The 16,286-nt window shown below is 63.8% G+C and carries 17 protein-coding genes; 5 read left to right on the plus strand and 12 right to left on the minus strand.

The genetic code is table 11. The annotated features are described in order from the left end of the window. Positions 1-231: 231 nt before the first annotated feature. Both IVB42_RS16870 and IVB42_RS16875 read left to right on the plus strand, forming a co-directional pair. Positions 232-735: a DUF1993 domain-containing protein gene (locus IVB42_RS16870; protein ID WP_018454975.1), complete on the plus strand. Its 504-nt coding sequence runs from the start codon at positions 232-234 to the stop codon at positions 733-735. Between the two features lie 183 nt (positions 736-918). After that, a complete protein-coding gene (locus tag IVB42_RS16875) occupies positions 919-2,019 on the plus strand; it encodes an alkene reductase (protein ID WP_018454976.1) in 1,101 nt (366 codons plus the stop codon). A gap of 188 nt (positions 2,020-2,207) precedes the next feature. On the opposite strand, the gene IVB42_RS16880 is transcribed toward IVB42_RS16875, so the two are convergent. The 7 genes from IVB42_RS16880 to glpD form a co-directional block, all read right to left on the minus strand. Then, on the minus strand, positions 2,208-3,950 hold the full coding sequence (locus IVB42_RS16880) for an ABC transporter substrate-binding protein (RefSeq protein WP_039799251.1): 1,743 nt from the start codon (positions 3,948-3,950) through the stop codon (positions 2,208-2,210). A gap of 127 nt (positions 3,951-4,077) precedes the next feature. Continuing rightward, entirely contained in the window at positions 4,078-4,407 is a 330-nt protein-coding gene (locus tag IVB42_RS16885) for a DUF2160 domain-containing protein (RefSeq protein ID WP_018454978.1), read from the minus strand. Positions 4,408-4,418: 11 nt separating this feature from the next. Beyond that, positions 4,419-5,225, minus strand: a complete 807-nt coding sequence (locus IVB42_RS16890; protein WP_018454979.1) for a carbohydrate ABC transporter permease — start codon at positions 5,223-5,225, stop codon at positions 4,419-4,421. Continuing rightward, positions 5,225-6,127 (minus strand): sugar ABC transporter permease, encoded by a 903-nt coding sequence (locus IVB42_RS16895; RefSeq protein WP_018454980.1) that lies wholly within the window; start codon positions 6,125-6,127, stop codon positions 5,225-5,227. Before IVB42_RS16895 ends, IVB42_RS16890 begins: the two co-directional genes overlap by 1 nt. Continuing rightward, entirely contained in the window at positions 6,127-7,212 is a 1,086-nt protein-coding gene (locus IVB42_RS16900; protein WP_018454981.1) for an ABC transporter ATP-binding protein, read from the minus strand. The genes IVB42_RS16895 and IVB42_RS16900 overlap by 1 nt, the downstream gene beginning before the upstream one ends. Positions 7,213-7,224: 12 nt before the next feature. Further along, on the minus strand, positions 7,225-8,364 hold the full coding sequence (locus IVB42_RS16905) for an ABC transporter ATP-binding protein (RefSeq protein ID WP_018454982.1): 1,140 nt from the start codon (positions 8,362-8,364) through the stop codon (positions 7,225-7,227). Beyond that, positions 8,361-9,911 carry a glycerol-3-phosphate dehydrogenase gene (glpD, locus tag IVB42_RS16910; protein ID WP_247398117.1) on the minus strand — a complete coding sequence of 517 codons (1,551 nt, stop codon included), beginning with the start codon at positions 9,909-9,911 and terminating at the stop codon, positions 8,361-8,363. Before glpD ends, IVB42_RS16905 begins: the two co-directional genes overlap by 4 nt. 230 nt (positions 9,912-10,141) lie before the next feature. Here glpD and IVB42_RS16915 point away from each other — a divergent pair, with 230 nt between their 5' ends. Together IVB42_RS16915 and IVB42_RS16920 are read left to right on the plus strand one after the other, a co-directional pair. Next, positions 10,142-10,420: a type II toxin-antitoxin system Phd/YefM family antitoxin gene (locus IVB42_RS16915; protein ID WP_085361304.1), complete on the plus strand. Its 279-nt coding sequence runs from the start codon at positions 10,142-10,144 to the stop codon at positions 10,418-10,420. Further along, positions 10,417-10,842 (plus strand): type II toxin-antitoxin system VapC family toxin, encoded by a 426-nt coding sequence (locus tag IVB42_RS16920; protein WP_247372640.1) that lies wholly within the window; start codon positions 10,417-10,419, stop codon positions 10,840-10,842. The genes IVB42_RS16915 and IVB42_RS16920 overlap by 4 nt, the downstream gene beginning before the upstream one ends. A 2-nt stretch (positions 10,843-10,844) precedes the next feature. Here IVB42_RS16920 and IVB42_RS16925 read toward each other — a convergent pair whose 3' ends face one another. Together IVB42_RS16925 and IVB42_RS16930 are read right to left on the minus strand one after the other, a co-directional pair. Continuing rightward, positions 10,845-11,687: a DeoR/GlpR family DNA-binding transcription regulator gene (locus tag IVB42_RS16925; RefSeq protein ID WP_018454986.1), complete on the minus strand. Its 843-nt coding sequence runs from the start codon at positions 11,685-11,687 to the stop codon at positions 10,845-10,847. 91 nt (positions 11,688-11,778) lie between these two features. Beyond that, positions 11,779-12,453: an HAD-IA family hydrolase gene (locus IVB42_RS16930; protein WP_018454987.1), complete on the minus strand. Its 675-nt coding sequence runs from the start codon at positions 12,451-12,453 to the stop codon at positions 11,779-11,781. Between the two features lie 154 nt (positions 12,454-12,607). Here IVB42_RS16930 and IVB42_RS16935 point away from each other — a divergent pair, with 154 nt between their 5' ends. Beyond that, positions 12,608-13,084, plus strand: coding sequence for a nuclear transport factor 2 family protein (locus IVB42_RS16935; RefSeq protein WP_026232853.1), 477 nt, complete (start codon positions 12,608-12,610; stop codon positions 13,082-13,084). 230 nt (positions 13,085-13,314) lie between these two features. Here IVB42_RS16935 and IVB42_RS16940 read toward each other — a convergent pair whose 3' ends face one another. The 3 genes from IVB42_RS16940 to IVB42_RS16950 form a co-directional block, all read right to left on the minus strand. Next, complete coding sequence (locus IVB42_RS16940; RefSeq protein WP_018454989.1) at positions 13,315-13,506, minus strand: hypothetical protein; 192 nt, start codon at positions 13,504-13,506, stop codon at positions 13,315-13,317. 222 nt (positions 13,507-13,728) lie between these two features. Further along, positions 13,729-14,139, minus strand: coding sequence for an acyl-CoA thioesterase (locus IVB42_RS16945; RefSeq protein ID WP_247372636.1), 411 nt, complete (start codon positions 14,137-14,139; stop codon positions 13,729-13,731). Positions 14,140-14,189: 50 nt separating this feature from the next. Beyond that, positions 14,190-16,286 carry a 3-hydroxyacyl-CoA dehydrogenase NAD-binding domain-containing protein gene (locus IVB42_RS16950; protein ID WP_247398115.1) on the minus strand — a complete coding sequence of 699 codons (2,097 nt, stop codon included), beginning with the start codon at positions 16,284-16,286 and terminating at the stop codon, positions 14,190-14,192.

The following is a 16,286-nucleotide window of genomic DNA, read 5'->3' on the forward strand; positions in this document are numbered from 1 at the left end:
CGAAAGCGGGGCATCCAGTACGCTGCGGCCTTCAATCACAGCTGCTCGGAGTACTGGATCGCCCGGTCAACCGGGCGATGACACGAGGGTATGACGCCGATAGCACCACAGCCCGCTCGGTAGAATTTTCGCACTGCACAAGCCCCTCCGGCGATTGTATTTTTCCATGACGTTCCCATGTGAGTAGCTCAGGTTTCTCCTGAGATTTCCCACTTTTGAAGCGAGCATCACATGTCCTTCCACGACGCCGTCGTTCCCGCCTATTTGCAAATGTTGAACAGCCTGATCGGCCTGCTCACGAAAGCCGAAGCGCATTGTGCGGCCAAGAAGGTCGACCCCAGCGTCCTGCTGGGCTCCCGCCTGTTTCCGGACATGCTGCCGCTCTCGAAGCAGATCCAGCTGGTCAGCGATTTCGCAGCCAAAGGTTGCGCCCGGCTGACCCATAGCGACGTGCCCTCCACACCGGACACCGAGACCAGCTTTGCGGAGTTGAAGCAGCGCCTGGCGAAGACCATCGACTACGTGAAATCGTTCAAGCCCGAGCAGTTCGAGGGCGCCGACACCAAGGACGTCACCTTCCCGGCCGGCCCCGACAAGTCCATCACCATGAAGGGCCAGCAATTCCTGAGCGCGTTCTCGCTGCCGAACTTCTATTTCCACGCCGCAACCGCCCACGGCCTTCTGCGCCACGCCGGCGTCGAGATCGGCAAGCGCGATTTCCTCGGCGCGAACTGAAAGGCGATTATTCAGACGGCCGCGGCGGGAGATCCAATCTGCTGCTGCGGCTGAAATTGCACATGCTTTATGCTGCGCGGCTCGGCTGCGCATCTCGCCTGCAGTTTCTGTATGGCTCCTCCCTTGCGCTGATTGCCGCAATGCACAAGTGTTCCGGATCTCTCACCGCCTGGAAGCATTCTCATGAGCCGTTCGACCAAATTGTTTGAGACCTACAAGCTCGGCCCGATCACGCTGGCGAACCGTTTCGTGATGGCGCCGCTGACGCGCAACCGCGCCGTTCCCGGCACCTTCGTACCGGGCGCGCTCGCCGCTGACTATTACGCCCAGCGTGCCTCGGCGGGGCTTCTGATTACCGAAGCGAGCCAGGTCTCACAGCAGGGCCAAGGCTACCAGGACACCCCCGGCATCTACTCAAAGGACCAGGTCGCCGGCTGGCGCACGGTCACCGATCAGGTGCATCAGCGCGGCGGCAAGGTCTTCATCCAGCTCTGGCATGTCGGCCGCATCTCGCATGTCGACCTTCAGGCCAATGGCGCAGCCCCGGTGGCGCCGAGCGCGATCCGCGCCAAGGGCAAGACTTTCGTCAACGGCACTTTCGCCGACGTCTCCGAGCCCCGTGCGCTCGAGCTCTCCGAAATTCCAGGCATCATCGACGATTTCAGGCGCGCCACGAAGAATGCGCTCGAAGCCGGCTTCGATGGCGTCGAGATCCACGGCGCCAACGGCTATCTGCTCGAGCAATTCGCCAAGGACGGCACCAACAAGCGTACCGACGCCTATGGCGGCTCGATCGAGAACCGCGCGCGGCTGATGCTCGAGGTCTCCAGGGCCGTCGTCGCCGAGGCCGGCGCTGATCGCACCGGCATCCGCATCTCGCCGGTGACGCCGGCCAACGACATCTCGGATTCGAACCCGCAAGCCTTGTACGACCATATCGTCGACGGCCTCGCCGCGCTCAAGCTCGTCTATCTCCATGTCGTCGAAGGCGCCACCGGCGGTTCGCGCGACATCGCGCCGTTCGACTATGCGGGCCTGCGTAAGCGCTTCCCCGGCGCCTACATCGCCAACAACGGCTATGATTTCGACCTCGCTGCCAAGGTGCTCGAGGCGAACGCGGCCGATCTCATCGCCTTCGGCAAGCCGTTCATCTCCAATCCCGATCTGGTCGAGCGGCTGAAGCAGGGCGCGGCGCTGAACGACTGGGACAAGAACACGTTCTACGGCGGCGGCGCGAAGGGATACACGGACTATCCGACGCTGGCGGCTGAGCCGGCGGAATAAGGCGTCGTTGTCGCTCCATCCTCCGTCATTGCGAGGAGCGAAGCGACGAAGCAATCCAGACTACCTCCGTGGAAAGACTCTGGATTGCTTCGCTTCGCTCGCAATGACGTGTGGAAGCAAAATCCACGACAATAAAAAGAAAAAAGGCCGGGATTGCTCCCGGCCTTTCGTCGTTATGCTGATGTGCCTTACTGCAGCGAAGCGCGCTTCGGGGGCTGTGCCGGCCACGACTTGATCAGAGTGTCGTAGTCGACCGTCTCACCCTTCGGCTTCTCGTTGGCGAGCTTGCGCTGCGGGGCAATCGTGCCGTCCTTCTGGGCCTTGGCGAACCAGAACTCGGCCGACTCCTTCTTGTGCAGCTTCGGACCGCAGGCGCCCTGCACGCCCGACTTCTCCAGACGCTCCATGACGGAGTCCTGGGCCGCGGCAAGCGAGTCCATCGCGGCCTGCGGCGTCTTGGCACCGGACGACGCATCGCCGATGTTCTGCCACCACAGCTGCGCCAGCTTCGGATAGTCGGGCACGTTGTTGCCGGTCGGGGTCCACTGCACGCGCGCGGGCGAGCGGTAGAACTCGATCAGGCCGCCGAGCTTCGGCGCACGCTCGGTGAACGACTTGTCCCAGATGTCGGATTCACGGATGAACGTGAGACCGACATGGCTCTTCTTCAGCGACACCGTCTTGGAGACGATGAACTGGAGATAGAGCCAGGCCGCCTTGCGGCGATCCGGGGGAGTCGATTTCAGCAGCGTCGCCGAACCCGCATCCTGGTAGCCGAGCTTCATGCCTTCCTTCCAGTACGAACCGTGCGGCGACGGAGCCATACGCCACTTCGGCGTACCGTCCGCGTTCATCACGGCGATGCCCGGCTTCACCATGTCGGCGGTGAAGGCGGTGTACCAGAACATCTGCTGGGCGATGTTGCCCTGCGCCGGCACCGGACCCGACTCGGAGAAGGTCATGCCCTGGGCCTGCGGCGGAGCATACTTCTTCATCCACTCGAGGTACTTGGTGATCGAGTAGACCGCGGCCGGACCGTTGGTGTCGCCGCCACGCTCGACCGAGGAGCCGACCGGACGGCAGCCTTCCATGCGGATGCCCCATTCGTCGACCGGCAGACCGTTCGGGATGCCCTTGTCGCCGTTACCGGCCATCGACAGCCAGGCGTCGGTGAAACGCCAGCCGAGCGACGGGTCCTTCTTGCCATAGTCCATATGGCCATAGACCTTGACGCCGTTGATCTCCTTGATGTCGTTGGTGAAGAACTCGGCGATGTCTTCGTAGGCTGACCAGTTCACGGGCACGCCGAGCTCGTAGCCATACTTGGCCTTGAACTTGGCCTTGTAGTCGGCGTTGGTGAACCAGTCGTAGCGGAACCAGTAAAGGTTCGCGAACTGCTGGTCGGGCAGCTGATAGAGCTTGCCGTCCGGCGCCGTGCCGAACGACTTGCCGATGAAGTCGTTGACGTCGAGCATGGGGTCGGTGACGTCCTTGCCCTCGCCGGTCATATAGTCCGACAGCGCGATGGTCTGGCCGTAGCGGAAGTGGGTGCCGATCAGATCGGAATCGTTGATCCAGCCGTCGTACACGTTCTTGCCGGACTGCATCTGGGTCTGCAGCTTCTCGACGACGTCACCTTCCTGGATGATGTCGTGCTTGAGCTTGATGCCGGTGAGCTCGGAGAACGCCTTGGCCAGCGTCTGCGACTCATATTCGTGGGTCGTGATGGTTTCGGAGACCACGTTGATCTCCATTCCCTTGAAGGGCTCGGCGGCCTTGGCGAACCACTCCAGCTCCTTCTTCTGGTCTTCCTTCGACAGCGTCGAGGGCTGGAATTCCGCGATCCACTTCTGGATCGCGGCGTCGTCGGCGGCGCGCACCGGCGCCGAGACGGCCAGCGACACCGCGACGATGGCGGCGACGCTGGACATCGTCAGAAAGCTATTCTTGGTCAATGGACGTTCCCTTCTCCTAAACTGCCGCATGTTATTCCTCCGTTGCAGCGACAAACTTTTTACAGGCCCGGGTTGGTCCCGGATCTGGCCGTTCCTTCGCGGGCTAGACCGTGCGGAAAATGAGTACGGCCGTGGCCAGCGAAATTCCTGATGCGATCCAAAGGCGCGAAATTTCAACTCCGTCCTCGCCGATCGGCAGCGTGGCGAGGGGGTCGGTGCCGGCGAAGGCGATCCACAGCAAGTGGATGACCGCCGCCGTGATCAGGGAGATGAACAGGCGGTCGCCGCGCGTGGTCGGGATGCGCAGCACGCCGACGCGCTCGGCTTCGGGATAAGCCACCCCGAGCCAGGTCATCACAGCCAGCGTGCAGGCGAGCGCGACAAAAAAGATCGCCGTCGGCGGCGTCCAGGCCATCCATGCAATCCATTCCATTTGATGCCTCCCTAGACCCGACCGAGCGCGAAACCGCTCGCGATATAATTGCGGACGAACCAGATCACGAGTGCGCCCGGGATGATCGTCAGCACGCCGGCTGCCGCCAGCAGGCCCCAGTCCATGCCCGCAGCCGACACCGTGCGCGTCATGATCGCCGCGATCGGCTTGGCCGAGACCGAGGTCAGCGTGCGCGCGAGCAGCAGCTCGACCCAGGAGAACATGAAGCAGAAGAAGGCGGCGACGCCGATGCCGCTCGCAATCAGCGGCACCAGGATCTTGATGAAGAAGCGCGGGAAGGAATAGCCGTCGAGGAAGGCGGTCTCGTCGATCTCGCGCGGCACGCCGGAGACGAAGCCTTCCAGGATCCACACCGCCAGCGGGACGTTGAAGATGCAGTGCGCGAGCGCGACCGCCCAGGGCGTATCGAACAGCCCGATCGCCGAATAGAGATTGAAGAACGGCAGGGCATAGACCGCGGCCGGCGCCATGCGGTTCGAGAGCAGCCAGAAGAACAGATGCTTGTCGCCGAGGAAACGGTAGCGCGAGAACGCGTAGGCCGCCGGCAGCGCCACCGAGATCGAGATGATGGTGTTGAGGACGACATATTCCAACGAGTTGATATAGCCGGAATACCAGCTCTCATCGGTGAAGATGCGCTTGTAGTGCTGGAGCGTCGGCGCGTGCGGCCACAGCGTCATCGTCGAGACGATCTCGGCGTTGGTCTTGAAGCTCATGTTGACGAGCCAGTAGATCGGCAACAGCAGGAAGATCAAGAACAGCGCCATGATGAGGCGACGGCCGGGGATCGAGTGCATCACACGGCTCCTTCCTGCGGCTTCCGATCGCTGCCGGCGTTGGTCATGACGGTGTAGAAGATCCAGCAGACGATCAGGATGATGAGGTTGTAGACCAGCGACAGCGCGGCGGCCTTGCCGAGGTCGAACTGGCCGAGCGCGATCTTGACCAGCTCGATCGAGACGAAAGTCGTCGAATTGCCGGGCCCCCCACCAGTCACCACGAACGGTTCGGTGTAGATCATGAAACTGTCCATGAAGCGCAGCAGCACCGCGATCAGCAGCACGCGGTTCATCTTCGGCAGCTGGATCGCCTTGAACACGGCCCAACGCGAGGCGCCATCGATCTGCGCCGCCTGGTAATAAGCCTCCGGGATCGACTTAAGTCCGGCATAGCACAGCAGCGCGACCAGGCTGGTCCAGTGCCAGACGTCCATCACGATGACCGTGACCCAGGCGTCGATGTCGTTGGAGACGTAATTATAATCGATGCCGGTCGCATTGAGGACATAGCCGAGCAGGCCGATGTCGGGACGGCCAAAGATCTGCCAGATCGTGCCGACCACGTTCCACGGGATCAGCAGCGGCAACGCGAGGATGACGAGGCAGGCCGCAACCGTCCAGCCCTGGCGCGGCATCGACAGCGCGACGACGATGCCGAGCGGCACCTCGATCGCGAGGATCACCAGCGAGAAGAACAGATTGCGGCCGAGCGAAGCCAGGAAGCGGCCGCCGAGATCGGTCGAAGGATCGAGCAATTCCTTGAACCAGCCGACACCGTTCCAGAAGAACTGGTTGTTGCCGAAGGTGTCCTGCATCGAATAGTTCACCACCGTCATCAACGGCAGCACTGCCGAGAAGGCGACGACCAGGAACACCGGCAGCACCAGGAACCAGGCTTTTTGGTTGATAGTCTTGTCCATCAGGCGGCTCCCTCCACCAGAAGGCTGTCGGCATAGACGTGGACGTGCGACGGATCGAATTTCAGGCCGGCCGTGCCGTCCGGGCTGGTGAAGCCGGCCGGCGCGCGCGCCGCTAGCTTGGCGTCACCGAGCCGCGCGCGCGCGAAGCGGATCCGGCCGAGGTCGTCGACGCGTTCGATCTTCGCACTGAGCAGGCCGGGCGCCGGCGCCACGGCCTCAACGAATTCCGGACGGACGCCGATCTCGATCTTCGCGCCAGCAGGCAGCTTGTCGTAGCTGCGGTTGAGCGCAATGACGTGACCGCCGATCTTGGCCTCACGGCCCCTCACCTCGGCCGGCAGGATGTTCATGCCGGGCGAGCCGATGAAATAGCCGACGAACGTGTGCGCCGGCTTGTCGAACAACTCGGCCGGCGTGCCGCTCTGCACCACGCGGCCGTCATGCATGACCACCACGGTGTCGGCGAAGGTCAGCGCCTCGGTCTGGTCGTGAGTGACGTAGATCATCGTCAGGTCGAGCTCGCGATGCAGCGCCTTCAACTTGGAGCGGAGCTGCCATTTCAGCTCGGGGTCGATCACGGTGAGCGGCTCGTCGAACAGCACGGCGGCAACGTCGGAGCGTACCAGGCCGCGGCCGAGCGAGATCTTCTGCTTGGCATCGGCCGTGAGCCGCGTCGCCTTGCGGTTCAGATAGGGCTCGAGGTCGAGCAAGCGGCCGATCTCGGCGACCCGCTTGTCGATCTCAGCCTTCGGCACGCCGCGGTTCTTCAGAGGGAACGCCAAATTTTGCCCCACCGTCATGGTGTCGTAGATCACCGGAAACTGGAACACCTGGGCGATGTTGCGCTTCTGGGTTGACAGCGGTGTGATGTCCTCGCCGTCGAACAGGATTTTCCCCCGCGACGGCGTGATGATGCCGGAGATGACGTTGAGCAGCGTGGTCTTGCCGCAGCCGGACGGCCCGAGCAGCGCATAGGCGCCGCCCTGCCGCCAGGTCATGGTGACAGGCTTGAGAGCAAAGCTGTCCTGCGGGGCATCATTGCCGCCGTAGGAGTGGGCGAGATCGACGAGGTCAATGCGGGCCATGTCGCATCCCCCTCAGGCTTTTTTCTTTGACGCGTTTTCTTCACGCGAACCGCTCGGCACTTCGCTTGAAAACGCTATGGGACCGGGTGCCGCGACCAGCCGGTCGGCAGCATCGAAAACGAACACGTCGTTGGGATCGAGCACGGCATCGAGCGTCTGGCCGGGCTCGAATTCGTGCACGCCGTGCAGCACCGCCACCCAGTTCGATCCGTCGCGGGTCAGATGCACGAAACTCTCCGAACCGGTGATCTCGGTCACCGTTACCGTGGCATGGAAGGCGTGGCGGTCAGTCTCGCCATTGGCAAGTGCGAGCTGATGGGCGCGAAATCCGACGCGATAGGCGCCGTCCGCGAGCGAGGAATAGAGACCGGACGCCGGCGCGGCAATGCCGCCCGCATATTGCACGGAACCGTTCTTCTTCTCGATGCCGACGAGATTCAGCGGCGGATCGGAGAACACCTGCGCGACCCGCAAGGTCTGCGGATGACGGTAGACCTTTGGAGTCTCGCCGATCTGGAGCGCCTCTCCCTGCCACATGCACACCGTGTTGCCGCCGAGCAGCAGCGCCTCGGTCGGCTCGGTGGTGGCATAGACGAAGATCGCGCCGGAGGCCTCGAAGATGCGCGGCAGCTCGGTGCGCAGTTCCTCGCGCAGCTTGTAGTCGAGATTGGCGAGCGGCTCGTCGAGCAGCACGAGGTCGGCGCCCTTCACCAGCGCGCGCGCCATCGCAGTTCGCTGCTGCTGGCCGCCGGAAAGCTGGAGCGGCGTGCGCTTCAGGAACGGCTCGAGCCGGAGCAGCCGGGCGGCTTCCGCAACGCGCGCCTCGATTTCGGCGCGCGGCTTGCCCTGCACGCGCAAAGGCGAAGCGATGTTCTCGTAGACCGACAGCGAGGGGTAGTTGATGAACTGCTGATAGACCATGGCGACCGAGCGCTGGCGCACGTCGACCCCGGTGACGTCCTTGCCGTTGACCAGCAGCTTGCCCGATGTCGGTTTGTCCAGGCCAGCGAGCAGCCGCATGATCGAGGTCTTGCCCGACAGCGTCGGCCCGAGCAGCACGTTGAGCGTGCCGCTCTCGAGCGTCAGCGAGACGTCGCGGATGTGTGGGACCCCGTCGACAGTCCGGGTCACGTGATCGAGTGTCACCGTCATGAGCGTCCTCCGGCTTCCAGCAGGGGACTTTGCTGCACGGCGTGGGTCCTGATCCAGTCGTCCAGCGCCGCGATCTCGTCGGCACTTAGTCGCAGGCCGAGCTTGGAACGGCGCCAGACGATATCTTCGGCAGTAACGGCCCATTCGTTGGCGATGAGATAGCGGACTTCGCGCTCGGTCAGCGTCGCACCGAAGGCCTGGCCGAGATCGACCGCCGATTTCGCATCCCCAAGCAGCTTGATCGCCCTCGTGCCATAGGCGCGCGCCAGGCGCCGCGCATGCTCGTGGCTGAGGAAAGGATAGCCGCGCTGAAGCTCGGCGATCAGGCCGTCGACATCGGACACGCCCATGTCGCCGCCGGGCAGCGGCCATTTGCCGGTCCAGCCTTCGCGTGCTTTCGCACTGCGAAGATAGGGCGCGAGCCGCTCCAGCGCCTCCTCGGCGAGACGGCGATAGGTCGTGATCTTGCCGCCATAGATCGACAGCAGCGGCACGCCGCCGGGCGTGTCGAGCTCGAACACGTAGTCGCGCGTCGCGGCCTTGGCTTCGCTGGCCCCGTCGTCATAGAGCGGACGTACGCCGGAGTAGGTCCAAACCACGTCATCGGGCGTGACAGGCTTGGCCAGATATTCGCTCGCCGCCGCGCAGAGATACTGGATCTCTTCGGCCGTCGCCTTCACCTTGGCGGGATCGCCGTCATAGTCGCGGTCGGTGGTGCCGATCAGCGTAAAATCGTCCTGATAGGGAATGACGAAGATGATGCGGCCATCTGCATTCTGGAACATGTAGGCGCGGTCGTGGTCGTAGAGTTTTTTCACGACGATGTGCGAGCCCTGCACCAGGCGCACCTTGGCTTTCGCGTTGACGCCGGCGCCGCGGCCGAGCACATCCTCGACCCAGGGCCCGCCGGCATTGACAACCGCACGGGCCTGGATCGACGAACGCGCGCCTGTCAGCGTGTCGATCATGCTGACGGTCCAGATGCCGTCTGACTGTTTGATATCCGTCGCGCGAGTGCGGGTGCGGATTTCGGCGCCCTTGTCAGCGGCATCGCGTGCGTTGAGCACGACGAGACGGGCGTCGTCGACGAAGCAGTCGGAATATTCGAACGCGCGGCCGTAGCGGTTCGGGATCAGCGGGCGGCCGACCTCGTCGCGTCGGAGGTCAACCGAGCGCGTCGCCGGCAACAGATGACGGCCACCGATGTGGTCATAGAGAAAGAGGCCGAGGCGCAGCAGCCAGGCTGGCCGCAGGCCCGCATGGTGCGGCAAAACGAAACGCAGGGGGCGAATGATGTGCGGCGCGATGCCCCAGAGAATCTCGCGCTCGATCAGCGCCTCGCGAACCAGCCGGAACTCGTAATATTCGAGATAGCGCAGGCCGCCATGCACCAGCTTGGTCGACCAGGACGACGTCCCGCTCGCCAGATCGTTCATTTCGCACAGGAAAACCGTGTTGCCGCGGCCCACCGCGTCGCGCGCGATGCCGCAGCCGTTAACACCGCCTCCAATAATGGCGAGGTCGAAAATACGATCCAACAGACGCATCCCCCGGCGACCGCCCGTTCAATCGAGCGGTTACTTTCGCTTTTGATTAGATCACACCAGAAAACGAAAGCAAGATGAAAGAGGAGAGAAACGAAGTGAAAGCGGAACTTTTAAGTGGGCAAACGGGGGGCGAAATAGGCAGTTCAGGAGGGATTTGAGCGGCATTATTGCTCTTGAAAAGTCGTTGATGACCCTTATTAGTAAGAATAGTCATATTGGTCGTTATTTGCATGACAGAACACACTGCACCAGATTCACCAGCGACGGACTCGTGGACGCTTGCCAACGCCAAGGCCCGGCTCTCCGAGGTGATCGATCGTGCCCAAGCCGGCCCGCAAATCATCACCCGACACGGCAAGCCCAACGCGGTGATCGTTTCCGTCGAGGAATGGGCGCGCAAGACGGCGCGCAAAGGTACCTTGGCCGAATTCCTGCTGGCTTCGCCGCTGCGCAGCGCCGACCTCAAGCTTGAACGCGTTCACGACGCGCCGCACGACGAGCTGCCGTGAATCTACTGCTCGACACCAACGTGTTATCGGAGGTCCAGAGGCCCGCCCCTTCGCCGAAAGTCTTGTCATGGCTTGATACGATCGACGAGGATCGTGCGTTCATCAGCGCGGCATCGATCGCCGAGCTTCGTCGCGGCATCGCGTTGCTGGAGGACGGCCGTCGCCGTGCAGCACTGGCCGCCTGGCTTGCCCGCGATCTGCCGGAGCGTTTTGCCGGGCGCACACTGCCGATCGACCACGCGGTCGCGGAACGCTGGGGTGACCTGATGGGTCAGAGTCGCAGAAGCGGCCTCGCATTGTCTGTCATGGACGGCTTCTTTGCCGCGACCGCGCTGGCAAACAACCTCATGCTCGTCACGCGCAATGTGAAGGATTTTGCGGTATTCGGCGTGCCGCTGCTGAACCCGTGGGACAACCCATAGTCCTACCTCAGCCGCACCACCGGCGCGGCCTCGGGCGCTTCTTGTGCCTCGGCCTGAGCCTCATCGACGTCCGCCCCCTTCGGCATCGCGGCCATCACCTCGATGCCCTTGCCGTGGCAGATGGTGGCGAGGCGCTCTGGCAATTCCTGGTCGGTGACGAAGGTCTGGATCTGGCTGATATGCGCGATGCGGACCGGCGCGCTGCGCCGGAGCTTGGTGGAATCAGCGACCAGCATGACGCTGCGGGCGTTGGCGATGATGGCCTGCGCCACCTGCACCTCGCGATAGTCGAAGTCGAGCAGCGCGCCCTCCTCGTCGATCGCGGACGCTCCGATGATGGCATAGTCGACCTTGAACTGGCCGATCAGCTGCGTCGCGGTCGAGCCGACCACCGCGCCGTCGGCGCGCCGCACCGTGCCGCCGGCGACCACCACCTCGATGCGGGGATGACGATAGAGCAGCATGGCGACGTTCAGATTGTTGGTGATAACGAGGAGGTCCTCGTGCGAGGTCAGCGCGCTCGCGACCTCCTCGGTCGTGGTGCCGATGTTGATGAAGAGCGAGCAGCCGTTCGGGATCAGCGAGGCGGCCGCGGCTCCAATCGCCTTCTTCTCGTCGGCGGCGACGAAGCGCCGCGCCTCGTAGGCGAGGTTTTCGACGCCGGATGCGATGATGGCGCCGCCATGAATGCGGGTCAGCGAGCGCCGCTCACAGAGGTCGTTGAGATCCTTGCGGATGGTCTGCGCCGAGACCTCGAACCGGCGCGCCAGCTCCTCGACCATGACGCGGCCCGAGGCTCGCGCGATGTTGAGGATTTCGGCTTGGCGATGGGTCAGTCCGGTCACGGCGATGGCCTCAAATCAGGAAGCTGCATGGTGCGGCGGTTCGCGCGCTCGGTCAATGCGCGCGCCGATCACGGTTAACGGACGAAGGTCCTCACCATGCCATCGCGGCGGCGAGACGCGCCAGCAGCTCCGGATCGTCGAAGGCGCTGGCGGAGGCGATGGCCCCGGCGGCGACGAGATCAGCATGGCTGAGGCTGGTCCGGATACCGATGGTCGGAATGCCGGCCGCTGCGGCCGATTGCACGCCGGTGCGGGAGTCCTCGAACGCGATCGAGGCCATGGCGCTGGCGCCGGCAAAGCGCAACCCTTCCTGATAAGGCAGCGGATGCGGCTTGCCGTGCAACAGCTCGGCACCGATCACGAGCGCCTTGAAGCGGTGCGTGATGCCGAGGCCGGACAGCAGCAGCTCCGCATTGAGCCGCGGGGCATTGGTCACGGCAACCATGGGAATACCGGCCGCATCCGCCCTGTCGAGCAGCGCCATCAGGCCCGGCAGCGGCTCGATCTGCCCGGCAACAAGCGTGCGGAAGACTTCCTCCTTCTCATCGAGGATCAAGGCACGCCGTTCGGGCGCCTCGTCGGGCAGAAAACGCTCGCCGATCGATACATTCGCGAAGCCTTGCAGCTCTCTGGAGAAGCGCGCGTGATCGAAGACGTGGCCGCGAGGGCCGAGCACCAGATTGAACGCCTTCAAGTGCAGCGGATCGGTGTTGGCGAGCGTACCGTCGATGTCGAACAGCAACGCCCTGCCGATAGCCTCGATCATGTCCGTACTTTCCCGAATATATGACGCATCAATACGAAAGCCGTATCAATACAGCGTCAATCGCGCAATGACGCACGTGCATGACCAATACGCGACCCTCGACAAAGTCGCGTGCGACTGCAACACTCCATGCAAGACCAAAAAGGAGGAAACGATGACGATCAACCGACGCGATCTCGCTCTCTCGACTCTTGCCGTCCCAGCTCTTGCCGTCTCCACTCTTGCAGTTTCAGCGCTCACGACACCGGTGCTGGCGGCCTCGGCCGACGAGGAAGCCGTGGCGAAGAAGGTCGAGGCGTTCCGTCTCGCCCAGATCGCGGCCGATCCCAAGGCGCTCGGCGCACTCTGCGCCGAAGAGGTGAGCTACAGCCATTCCAGCGGCAAGGTCGAGGACAAGGCGACCTTCATCGCCAACGCCACCGACGGCAAATCCAAATTCCTATCGATCGAGTACAAGGACCCGACCATCAAGGTCGTCGGCCCCGCCGCGATCGTGCGCTTCCACTGGGTGGCGGAACAAGAGATGGCGGCTGATGGGAAAAAAGTGCCGACCAACCTTCACATCCTGATGAACTGGCAGAAGCAGGGCGACGACTGGAAGCTGCTCTCACGGGCGGCGACGAAGTTGTGAACAACGGCTCTTCCCCTCTCCGTTGCGGGAGAGGGTGGCTTCGCGAAGCGAAGTCGGGTGAGGGGTTTCTCTCCGACAACGAATCCTCTCGCATTGGAATTCGCGGAGACGACCCCTCATCCGGCGCTACGCGCCACCTTCTCCAACAAGGCGAGAAGGGAAGGCAGAGTTCGCGGCAAAAGACTCCCACCTCTCGGGCCACACGCGGCCCGGAATGACCCGCGGGAGGACTAAGCCGCTTCCTTCACATCACCGTTAACCAGCTTGCGCGCGGCGCGCTCGGCTTCGCGGGCGTTGCGGAAGAGCTGGCCTTCGAGACGGTTGAAGCGGCTGGACGAGGCGAAAAAGCAGTAGCCTCCCTGGGAACGAACGACGATACCTGCGGTCTGCGAATCGACTTCGATGATGTAGCTGTCCGGCATGGTCCGTGGATTCCTCAGTGCGGGCAAACAACGGCAGTTCTGCCCAAAGGTTCCTGGGCATTTTGACGCCGTTTCCACCCCGGATCGACACGCGACGGAGTACGCCGGGACCTCATCCGTTTTATGACTGGTTCTTGGCAAAGCCGCGGCGGCGGGACTCAGTCGCGCCGCGTTTGGTGTTGCCGCACGCATCAGACAGATGAGGCGCAACGCCGCGTGCGATTACGTCGCGATCGCGGTGTCGGTCGGGCGAACCGGCTGCGGGCGGCCGTGCTCGTCGATCGAGACGTAGGTGAAGTTGCCGTCGGTGACGAGGAACGGTTGCTGCTCGCCGCGGCGCAGCGCCCATGCTTCCAAATGCACGGTGATGGAGGTGCGCCCGACGCGAACGAGGTGGGCGTGGACCGAAACGAGATCGCCGACATAGACGGCCTTGCGGAAATTCATCGCCTCGATGGCGACAGTCACGGTGCGCGACTTCGCGACCTTTGACGCAAACACGCCGCCGCCGACATCCATCTGGCTGAGCAGCCAACCGCCGAAGATGTCGCCGTTGGCGTTGGTGTCGGCCGGCATCGCCAGCGTGCGAATGCAGAGATCGCCGCCCGGCCCGGCATTGGCTTGCTCGTTCATGCCGCTCTCACTTGAGGATTGCTCACTTGAAATTGCTCACCTGAAACTGCTCACTTGAAATTATCCCAGCCCGGATCCGGCGCAAAGCGCTCGCCGAATCTTCCGGCCAGCGCGCGCAAGGTGGATACGACATGATCCACGCCACGCGTGCGCGCATAATTCAACGGGCCGCCACGAAACGGTGCATAACCGGTGCCGAAGATCATGGCGCCGTCGACCATGTCGGCATCATCCACGATACCCTCGCGAAGCGCCGCGACGCAGACGTTGGACATCGGCAGCACCAGGCGGTCGATCATCTGGTCGGTGACGCGCGGACCGGTCTCGGGCAACGGCGCCTTCTCGGCCTTGCCGTCGCGCCAGACGTAAAAGCCCTTGCCGGTCTTGCGGCCGAGTTCGCCCTTGGCGACCTTCTCGCGGAGCCAGGCCGGCGTCGGCGGCAGCAGATCGCCGAACTTGGTGCGCAGCATGTCCCCGACATCGAGACAAATGTCGAGCCCGACCTGGTCGGCCAGTTCGATCGGCCCCATCGGCATGCCGAACTGCTCCGCGGCGGCGTCGATCAGGCGCTGGTCGATCTTCTCGTCCAGCATCACCATCGCTTCCAGCATGTAAGGCGTCAGCGCGCGGTTGACGAGGAAGCCCGGCGAGCTCTTCACCGGCAACGGCAGCCGATCGATCGCGCCGACGAAGGCGAGTGCCTCCTTCAGCACCTGCGTATCGTTACCGTCATGGCTGACGACTTCGACCAGCTGCAACCGCGACACCGGGTTGAAGAAGTGAAGGCCGACCAGCCGCTCCGGCCGCGCCAGCGTGGTGCGCAAATCCTGCAGCGGAATGCTGGACGTGTTGGTCGCGAGAATCGCGCCCGGCTTCATCCGCGGCTCGAGGCCGGCATAGACCTTCTGCTTCAGCTCGAGCTTCTCCGGGACCGCCTCGATGATGAGATCGGCGTTGCGGACGCCCTCCCCGTCCATGTCGGGGATCAGGCGATCGAGCGCGTCGCGCACCTCGGTCGGCTTGCGGATGATCTTGCCGTAGAGCTCGGCGGCGCGCTTGACTGCGCCCGCGATCGGCTCCGCCTTCATGTCGGCGAGCGAGACGCGCAGCCCCTGCCCCGCGCACCAGGCCGCGATGTCGCCGCCCATGGCGCCGGCGCCGATGACGTGGACATGCCTGATCGTGTTGCCGGAGCCTGCCGCTTTCTTCATCTGCTCGCGTAGGAAGAACACGCGGATCAAGTTCTGCGCGGTCGGCGTCACCATCAGCTTGGCGAACGAGGCCTGCTCGGCCCCGAGCATCGCGGCCTTGCTGCCGCCATGGGTCTCCCAGAGATCGATCAAGGCATAGGGCGCCGGATAATGCTCGCGGGACGCGGCCTTCGCCGCCTCCGATCGCATCCGTTTGGCCAGCAGCCCGCGCACCGGGCCGAAATTCGCCGCACGCGTCAGAAAACCCGGCCGCGCCCGCTTGAGCCGGCCGAACAGCGCGTCTCTGACGGCATTGCGAACGTGGCGCTCCTGCGTCACGGTGTCGACGAGGCCAAGCGATCTGGCGCGGCGGGCATCGATGGTGCGGCCGGTCAGCATCAGGGCCATCGATTGTGTCGGATTGACCAGCGCAGTGAAACGCGCGGTGCCGCCGAGACCGGGATGTAGCCCCAGCATCACCTCGGGGAAGCCGAAGCGCGCGCCGTCGATCGCGATGCGCGATTGGCAGGCGAGCGCGACTTCGAGCCCGCCGCCGAGGCAGAAGCCGTGGATCACCGCGACCGTCGGCAGCTTCAGCGCTTCAAGATGATCGACCACCGCATGGGCGGCGCGGATCCGCGTCTCCACCATCCCGGCATCACTGGCGCCGCGAAATTCGTTGACGTCGGCGCCCGCGATGAAGCCGGACGGCTTTGCGGAGCGGATCACGAGGCCGGCAGGGCGCTCGGTCTCGATCGCCGCCAGCACGGCGTCGAACTCCTCCATCACCTCCGAGGACAGCGTGTTGGCGCTGGCGTCACTGCGGTCAAACAGCAGCCAGGCGGCACCGTCGGCGTCGCGCGTCAGCTTGAAGTGCTTGTAGGGACGATCGGCGGCGGGCTTGGGCCCGAGCTCCAGCACGCGGTCGCCGAGCGCGGTCATGATCCTGGAATCCAT

This window comes from Bradyrhizobium sp. 45 (assembly GCF_023073155.1).
In the GTDB taxonomy this organism is placed as follows: Bacteria; Pseudomonadota; Alphaproteobacteria; order Rhizobiales; family Xanthobacteraceae; genus Bradyrhizobium; species Bradyrhizobium canariense_D.

What these genes read in the sequence shown, in the direction of transcription:
- IVB42_RS16890 (WP_018454979.1), bottom strand. Translation starts at nt 5,225, where the DNA reads ATGCACTCGATCCCCGGCCGTCGCCTCATCATGGCGCTGTTCTTGATC.
- glpD (WP_247398117.1), bottom strand. Translation starts at nt 9,911, where the DNA reads ATGCGTCTGTTGGATCGTATTTTCGACCTCGCCATTATTGGAGGCGGT.
- IVB42_RS16900 (WP_018454981.1), bottom strand. Translation starts at nt 7,212, where the DNA reads ATGGCCCGCATTGACCTCGTCGATCTCGCCCACTCCTACGGCGGCAAT.
- IVB42_RS16875 (WP_018454976.1), top strand. Translation starts at nt 919, where the DNA reads ATGAGCCGTTCGACCAAATTGTTTGAGACCTACAAGCTCGGCCCGATC.
- IVB42_RS16870 (WP_018454975.1), top strand. Translation starts at nt 232, where the DNA reads ATGTCCTTCCACGACGCCGTCGTTCCCGCCTATTTGCAAATGTTGAAC.
- IVB42_RS16880 (WP_039799251.1), bottom strand. Translation starts at nt 3,950, where the DNA reads ATGTCCAGCGTCGCCGCCATCGTCGCGGTGTCGCTGGCCGTCTCGGCG.
- IVB42_RS16885 (WP_018454978.1), bottom strand. Translation starts at nt 4,407, where the DNA reads ATGGAATGGATTGCATGGATGGCCTGGACGCCGCCGACGGCGATCTTT.
- IVB42_RS16895 (WP_018454980.1), bottom strand. Translation starts at nt 6,127, where the DNA reads ATGGACAAGACTATCAACCAAAAAGCCTGGTTCCTGGTGCTGCCGGTG.
- IVB42_RS16930 (WP_018454987.1), bottom strand. Translation starts at nt 12,453, where the DNA reads ATGATCGAGGCTATCGGCAGGGCGTTGCTGTTCGACATCGACGGTACG.
- IVB42_RS16905 (WP_018454982.1), bottom strand. Translation starts at nt 8,364, where the DNA reads ATGACGGTGACACTCGATCACGTGACCCGGACTGTCGACGGGGTCCCA.
- IVB42_RS16935 (WP_026232853.1), top strand. Translation starts at nt 12,608, where the DNA reads ATGACGATCAACCGACGCGATCTCGCTCTCTCGACTCTTGCCGTCCCA.
- IVB42_RS16940 (WP_018454989.1), bottom strand. Translation starts at nt 13,506, where the DNA reads ATGCCGGACAGCTACATCATCGAAGTCGATTCGCAGACCGCAGGTATC.
- IVB42_RS16945 (WP_247372636.1), bottom strand. Translation starts at nt 14,139, where the DNA reads ATGAACGAGCAAGCCAATGCCGGGCCGGGCGGCGATCTCTGCATTCGC.
- IVB42_RS16915 (WP_085361304.1), top strand. Translation starts at nt 10,142, where the DNA reads ATGACAGAACACACTGCACCAGATTCACCAGCGACGGACTCGTGGACG.
- IVB42_RS16950 (WP_247398115.1), bottom strand. Translation starts at nt 16,286, where the DNA reads ATGGATTCCAGGATCATGACCGCGCTCGGCGACCGCGTGCTGGAGCTC.